This is a genomic window from Microbacterium sp. (assembly GCF_051953575.1).
Classification (GTDB): domain Bacteria; phylum Actinomycetota; class Actinomycetes; order Actinomycetales; family Microbacteriaceae; genus Microbacterium.
On sequence record NZ_JBQCIP010000016.1, the window covers coordinates 1 to 7,270 of the forward strand.

General features: G+C 66.8%; 7 protein-coding genes. 3 read left to right on the forward strand and 4 right to left on the reverse strand.

The window, feature by feature from the left end:
• The 3 genes from qcrA to ACTHNQ_RS01050 form a co-directional block, all read left to right on the forward strand.
• The coding region (qcrA, locus tag ACTHNQ_RS01040) for a cytochrome bc1 complex Rieske iron-sulfur subunit (protein ID WP_440330590.1) at positions 1–834 on the forward strand (834 nt) is incomplete at its 5' end.
• Positions 831–2,684 (forward strand): cytochrome bc1 complex cytochrome b subunit, encoded by a 1,854-nt coding sequence (gene qcrB / locus ACTHNQ_RS01045; protein ID WP_440330591.1) that lies wholly within the window; start codon positions 831–833, stop codon positions 2,682–2,684. The genes qcrA and qcrB, both read left to right, overlap by 4 nt.
• Positions 2,685–2,857: 173 nt before the next feature.
• Complete coding sequence (locus ACTHNQ_RS01050; RefSeq protein ID WP_440330592.1) at positions 2,858–3,277, forward strand: rhodanese-like domain-containing protein; 420 nt, start codon at positions 2,858–2,860, stop codon at positions 3,275–3,277.
• An 18-nt stretch (positions 3,278–3,295) separates the two neighbouring features.
• Here the strand turns inward: ACTHNQ_RS01050 and ACTHNQ_RS01055 are convergent, their stop codons facing one another.
• From ACTHNQ_RS01055 to ctaC, 4 genes are read right to left on the reverse strand one after another with little or no spacing between them, the layout of a single operon-like run.
• On the reverse strand, positions 3,296–4,102 hold the full coding sequence (locus ACTHNQ_RS01055; RefSeq protein ID WP_440330593.1) for a PP2C family protein-serine/threonine phosphatase: 807 nt from the start codon (positions 4,100–4,102) through the stop codon (positions 3,296–3,298).
• Between the two features lie 55 nt (positions 4,103–4,157).
• Complete coding sequence (locus ACTHNQ_RS01060; protein WP_440330594.1) at positions 4,158–4,598, reverse strand: cytochrome c oxidase subunit 4; 441 nt, start codon at positions 4,596–4,598, stop codon at positions 4,158–4,160.
• The gene (gene ctaD, locus ACTHNQ_RS01065; protein ID WP_440330595.1) at positions 4,599–6,326 is read right to left on the reverse strand and encodes an aa3-type cytochrome oxidase subunit I; all 1,728 of its coding nucleotides are present in this window, start codon (positions 6,324–6,326) and stop codon (positions 4,599–4,601) included.
• Positions 6,326–7,225, reverse strand: coding sequence for an aa3-type cytochrome oxidase subunit II (gene ctaC, locus ACTHNQ_RS01070; RefSeq protein WP_440330596.1), 900 nt, complete (start codon positions 7,223–7,225; stop codon positions 6,326–6,328). Before ctaC ends, ctaD begins: the two co-directional genes overlap by 1 nt.
• Positions 7,226–7,270: the final 45 nt, after the last annotated feature.

Consider the following 7,270-nt stretch of genomic DNA (forward strand, 5'->3'; position numbering starts at 1 on the left):
CGGATCATCGACATCCGCCACAACAACCTCTTCATCGGTCTCGGCATCGGCCTGGCCCTGCTCGCGATCGGTCTCGGCGCGATCCACTGGTCCAAGGCGATCATGTCCGACAAGGAGTACATCGAGCCGCGTCACGCGACCCGCGGTCGCGACACGACGCGCGATGCCGCGGTGCAGGTCTTCCGCGACGCGAACGAGGAGTCCGGCTTCGGACGACGCACCGCCATCCGCGGATCGCTCATCGCCGCCCTCGTCGCCTCGATCGTGCCCGGCATCACGCTGTTCCGCGGACTCGCGCCGCAGAACAGCGAAGAGAACCCGATCGCCGGCGACCCCGTCGCGCTCCTCAGCCACACGATGTGGAAGGAGGGCGAGCGCCTCGCGCACGACCCCAGCGGCGAGCCCGTGCGCGCCGCCGACCTGACGCTCGGCTCCGCCGTGCACGTCATCCCGGCCTCTCTCGTCGACCTCAGCCACCACGACGGCTACCTCGAGGAGAAGGCCAAGGCCATCGTGCTCCTCATGCGCCTGCTTCCCGAGCAGCTGCACGAGGAGGAGGACCGCAAGGACTGGTCCTACGACGGCATCGTCGCCTACTCGAAGGTCTGCACGCACGTCGGCTGCCCCGTGGCGCTGTACGAGCAGCAGACCCACCACCTCCTCTGCCCCTGCCACCAGTCGCAGTTCGACGTGTCGCGCGGTGCCGAGGTCATCTTCGGCCCGGCGGCCCGCCCGCTGCCGCAGCTGCCCATCACCGTCGACGCTGAGGGCTACCTCGTCGCGCGCAGCGACTTCACCGAGCCTGTCGGCCCGAGCTTCTGGGAGCGTCATTGAGTACCGCAACCGTCACCGAGCAGCCTGAGGCGCCCGTGGCACCCGCGTCGACGACCGGGCGCGACAAGCCCCTCGGCGGGCGCTTCATCGGCGCCACCGCGAACTACATCGACGAGCGCACGAGCCTGTCGGGCTTCGTCAAGGAGCTCGGCCGCAAGATCTTCCCCGATCACTGGTCGTTCATGCTCGGCGAGATCGCCCTGTGGGCGTTCGTCGTCGTCCTCCTGTCGGGAACGTTCCTCACGTTCTTCTTCCAGGCGTCGATGGTCGAGACCCACTACAACGGCGCATTCCTGCCGATGCGCGGCATCGAGATGTCGGCGGCCATGTCGTCGACGCTCAACATCTCGTTCGACATCCGCGGCGGTCTTCTCGTCCGTCAGATGCACCACTGGGCCGCGCTCGTGTTCGTCGCCGGCATCGGCGTCCACATGCTCCGCGTGTTCTTCACTGGCGCGTTCCGCAAGCCGCGCGAGCTCAACTGGGTGATCGGCTTCATCCTGTTCATCCTCGCGATGGCCGAGGGCTTCACCGGCTACTCGCTCCCCGACGACGTGCTCTCGGGCAACGGCCTCCGCATCATCGACGGCATGGTCAAGGGCATCCCGCTGATCGGCACCTGGACCTCGTTCCTGCTGTTCGGCGGCGAGTTCCCAGGCACCGCGATCGTCGGCCGCCTCTACACGCTGCACATCCTGCTACTGCCGGCGATCCTCGTCGGACTGCTCGTCGTCCACCTCATGCTGATGGTGATCAACAAGCACACGCAGTTCGCCGGCGCCGGCCGCACCAACAGCGTCGTCGTGGGCTACCCGATGATGCCGGTGTACATGTCGAAGATGGGCGGCTTCCTGTTCATCACCTTCGGCGTCATCGTGCTCATCGCCTCGCTGTTCACGATCAACCCGATCTGGAACTACGGCCCGTACGACCCGTCCCCCGTGTCGGCCGGCACGCAGCCCGACTGGTACATCGGCTTCGCCGACGGCATGCTGCGTCTCATCCCGCCGGGGTGGGAGGTCGTGTTCCTCAACCGCACCTGGTCGTTCAACATCCTGGTCCCGCTCGGTGTCATCGGCATCTTCATCATCCTGGTGCTGATCTACCCGTTCATCGAGGCGTGGGTCACGGGCGACAAGCGCGAGCACCACATCGCCCAGCGTCCGCGCAACGCAGCCACGCGCACCGCGATCGGCGCTGCGGGTGTGACGATGTACGCGGTCATGTGGGCGGCGGCGTCGTCCGACATCATCGCGACCCACTTCTGGCTGACGATGGAGGGTGTCATCCACACGCTCCAGGCGCTGCTGATCCTGGGCCCGATCGTCGCCTACTCCGTGACGAAGCGCATCTGCATCGCGCTGCAGAAGAAGGACCGTGAGATCGCGCTGCACGGCTACGAGTCCGGTCGCATCGTCCGCCTCCCCGGCGGCGAGTACATCGAGGTCCACCAGCCGGTCGACGAGTACGAGCGCTTCAAGCTGGCCGACTTCGACACCTACGAGCCGCTCGTCGTGCGTCCGAACGCCAAGGGCCGCATCCCGTGGCACGAGAACTTCCGCGCGTCGATCTCGCGTTGGTTCTTCGAGGACCGCCTCACTCCCGTCACCCAGTCCGAGCTCGATGCGGCGCTGGCACACCAGCACCACGACCTCGACCACCTGGCGGCCGAGGAGGAACTCGAGATCCAGGGAGCTCACGAGCGCGCCGGTGTCCCCGACGCCCCGCACAAGCCGATCGACGACGGTCACAACAGCGAGGTGCCTGTCCGCCCCTCGAACGTGATCATCCCCGAGCCCGAGCCGGGCTCGAAGTCGCCGAAGAACCGCGAGAAGGACTCCGACCAGTAGGGTCGCACCGCTTCTCAGACGGATGCCCCGGCACGACCGCTCAGGTCGTGCCGGGGCATCCGTCATCTGTGAGCCACCGCCGCGAAGGATGTCGCGCCAGGTCGGCAGGAATCCGGCGGACTCTGTCACCGTTCTGGTCCGGCGCAGGCTCGTCACAGTCCTAACCTGGACCCATGACTGACGCCCTCACCTACTTCTCCACGAAGCTCGCCCTCGAGACCGACGCCTCCGACGTGTACGCCGCACAGAAGGCGGGTGAGGACTTCGTCCTCGTCGACGTGCGCGGCGACGAGGCATGGGCCCAGGGACGCGTCCAGGGCGCTGTGCACATCCCCTACCGCGACATCGCCGAGCGGGCACCGCAGGAGATCCCCGCGGGCACTCCGGTGGTCGTCTACTGCTGGAGCCCGGGCTGCAACGCCGGCGCCAAGGGCGCCGTCGAGTTCGCGAAGCTGGGTTACTCCGTGCGTGAGATGATCGGCGGCTACGAGTACTGGGTCCGCGAGGGCCAGCCGACCGTGAACGACGAGGGTCCGCTCCCCCGCGTGTTCGACGCACAGGTGATGGTCGTACGCACTCCCGTGGCCGGCTGAGCGCGCTTCACGCACCGATCAGGCCGAGTCCAGCTCTTCCATGAACCGTTCGGCGGCGGCGCCGTAGAACGACGCCTGCGGGCGTCCGCGGCCGGACGAGGTCGCGGCGACGACGTCGCAGACCACCGCTGTGACGTTGTCCCTCGTCCCGGCCTCGAGTGCCAGGGCGACGCAGGCCGCAGCGGCCGCAGCGGGGTCGGCATGCTCCCGCAACCGAGCGCGGATGTCCTCCACGGGCACGTAGTCGGTGAGCCCGTCGCTGCAGAGCAGCCACCGGTCGCCCACGACGGCCTCCTTCACGACGACGTTCGCAGCATCCCGGTCCCCGCCGCTCAGCGACGCGGTGATGACGTTGCGACGCGGGTGCGCGGCGGCATCCTCGATCGACACGATCCCCTGGTCGACGAGAGCCTGGACGAGCGAGTCATCGCGGCTCTGCTGCTCCAGCACGCCGTCTCGCAGGCGGTACGCCCGTGAGTCGCCGGTGTGCGCCAGCAGCAGGTCGTCGTGGTCCGAGAGGAACAGGCCGGTGAACGTCGTCGCCATGCCGCTCAGGGACGGATCGCGCTTGACGTGGGCGCCCAGGTCCCAGTTGGCCAGGCGCACGATCGTCTGCAAATGCTCGGCCTCGACGCCGTCGGGTCGGCTCGCGGCGATCGCATGCACGAGAGCGGCAGAAGCGAGGTCGCCCGCCGGCCCTCCCCCGACCCCGTCCGCGACACCCGCACCCCACGGTGCCGTGAAGGCGGCATCCTGATTGACAGTCCGGTGCGGGCCGACGTCGGAATGCGCCGCCGCATGCAGACGAGCGCGGGGTCCCGTCACAGACGGGTCCCCGCGCTCGTGCAGCGGTAGGCCATGCAGCTCGGCTCGGCGCCGATCAGCGGGCGAAGTAGCCGCGGTAGTACTCGTACACCCAGCCGACGATGGCGACCACGAACACGCCGATGCCGATCGGCATGAGCCAGGCACCGACCGCAAGGCCGATCATGCCGAGCGCTGCCGAGAAGGCGAGGACGAGCGGCCACCACGACCAGGGGCTGAACTCGCCCAGCTCGGGGTCCCCGTCGTCGATGTCGGAGGTCAGGATGTCTTCGGGCAGCTCGCCGCCCTGCGCCTTGTGCACGCGCCCGATGTAGAACGCGATCAGCGCGCCCATGAAGGCGGTGAACAGCAGCGCCACACTGCCGACCCACTCGATGGCGTGGTACCACGGGACGGTCGCCGAAGCGTGGGCGATGATGTTCCACGCCGTGTAGACAGCGGCGACGAACAGGAAGAAGGCCGACAGCAGCCACCAGAGTCCGGTGTTGGTGCGCACTTACTTGACCTCTCCCTCGGCCCCGACGAGAACCGGCGCCTCGGCGGCCTCCGGGTGGTTCAGGTCGAACGCGGGCCGCTCGCTGCGGATGCGCGGAATCGACGTGAAGTTGTGGCGCGGCGGGGGGCAGGACGTCGCCCACTCGAGTGACGCACCGTAGCCCCACGGGTCGTTGACCGTGACCTTGGGTGCCTTGCGCGCGGTGATCCACACGTTGAAGAGGAACGGGATCATCGACGCGCCGAGGATGAAGGCGCCGATGGTCGAGACCTGGTTCTGCCACGTCCAGCCGTCCGCCTCCGAGTAGTCGGCGTAGCGGCGGACCATGCCGTCGACGCCCAGCCAGTGCTGGATGAGGAACGTCATGTGGAAGCCGATGAACAGCATCCAGAAGTGCACATAGCCGAGGCGCTCGTTGAGCATCCGGCCGGTCCACTTCGGCCACCAGAAGTAGAAGCCGGCGAACATCGCGAAGACGACGGTGCCGAACACGACGTAGTGGAAGTGGGCGACGACGAAGTACGAGTCCGACAGCGCGAAGTCGAGCGGCGGGGAGACCAGGATGACACCGGTCAGACCACCGAAGACGAACGACACCAGGAAGCCGAGCGCGAACACCATCGGCGTCTCGAACGTCACGGAGCCTCGCCACAGCGTGCCGATCCAGTTGAAGATCTTCACACCGGTCGGAACGGCGATGAGCATCGTCATGAGCGCGAAGAACGGCAGCAGGACCGCGCCGGTCACGTACATGTGGTGAGCCCACACCGCCACCGAGAGGGCGGCGATGGCGATGGTCGCGTAGACGAGGGTCTTGTAGCCGAAGATCGGCTTGCGGCTGAACACCGGGAAGATCTCCGAGACGATGCCGAAGAACGGCAGCGCGATGATGTAGACCTCAGGGTGCCCGAAGAACCAGAACAGGTGCTGCCACAGCAGGACGCCGCCGTTGGCCGGGTCGTAGATGTGGGCGCCGAGCACGCGGTCGGCGGCAGCGGCCAGGATGGCCGCGGCCAGCACCGGGAACGCCATCAGGATCAGGATGCTCGTGATGAGCGTGTTCCACGAGAAGATCGGCATGCGCCACATGGTCATGCCGGGGGCACGCATCGTGATGATCGTCGTGATGAAGTTCACGGCGCCGAGGATCGTTCCGAAACCGCTCATGCCGAGTCCGAGCATCCACAGGTTTCCGCCGGCACCCGGCGAGAACGACGCGTTCGCGAGCGGCTGGTACGCGAACCAGCCGAACGCTGCCGCGCCCTGCGGGGTGAGGAAGCCGGCGACGGCGATCGTCGAGCCGAACAGGAACAGCCAGAACGCGAAGGCGTTCAGACGCGGGAAGGCGACGTCGGGCGCACCGATCTGCAGCGGCAGGATCGCGTTCGCGAAGCCCGCGAACAGCGGCGTCGCGAACATGAGCAGCATGATCGTGCCGTGCATCGTGAAGAGCTGGTTGTACTGCTCTTTGGTGGGCACGATCTGCATGCCGGGCTCGAAGAGCTCAGCACGGATGATGAGCGCCATGACTCCTCCGAGGAGGAAGAAGATCACGGACGCGATCAGGTACATGTAGCCGATCGTCTTGTGGTCGGTGGAGGTGATCCACTTGACGATGATGTTGCCCTTCTGCTCGACGCGTGTTGCGCTGAGCAGGGCCGCCTGCCGCGGCGGCAGGGTCGTCGGACGCCCCTGGGACGTCTCCTGGAGAGGGAGTGTCGTCGCCATCAGTGGTCCACCTCTTCCACGTTCTCATTGAGGGAATCGCCCGTGCCGGGCAGGTTCTGCAGTCGGTCGTATGCGTCGTTGATGTCGCCCGTCTGGCCGGCGTCGCGCAGCGAGTCGAGGTAGTCCTCGTACTCCGCGTCACTCACGACCTTGACGTTGAACAGCATCATCGAGTGGTAGTCGCCGCAGAGCTCAGCGCACTTTCCGGCGTACGTGCCCTCGCGGGTCGGCGTGAAGGACCAGAAGTTGTCCTTGCCGATGTACATGTCCTTCTTGTAGAGGAAGTCGATGATCCAGAACGAGTGGATGACGTCGCGCGAGGTGAGCTTGATCTTCACCTGCTTGTCGACCGGCAGGTAGAGCGTCGGCAGGTCGTTGATGATGTTGCCCTGCGCGTCGGTCTGCGCCTGGACGCCCATCGACCACACGGTCTCGTCGTCGGTGGCGCCGTCGTACTGGAAGTCCCACGCCCACTGCTTGCCGATCGCGGTGATCGAGACATCCGGGTCGTCGTACTGCGTCTCGAGGATCGTCTGGTCGCGCGCCGTGAATGCGAAGAAGCCGACCACGAGGATCAGCGGCACGATCGTGTAGAAGATCTCGATCGGCATGTTGTAGCGCAGCTGAACCGGCAGACCGGTCTGGCCCTTGCGACGGCGGTACGCGATCGCGGCCCAGCCCATCAGGCCCCAGGTGATCACGCCGACGACCAGCAGGACGATCCACGAGTTCACCCACAGGCCCGCCACCATGTCGGTGTGGTTGGTGGCCGCTTGGCCGTCTTCGGTGAACCCGGGGAGGAAGCCGTGCAGCTCGGTCGGGGTGCATCCGGCGAGGAGTGCAGCCGTCGCGACCCCGATGGGGAGAACGGCCCAGCGGATACGGCGTTTCGAAGGCACGGTGCACCTTTCCGATCACGAACAGGACTCCCGCCAGTCTAGGGC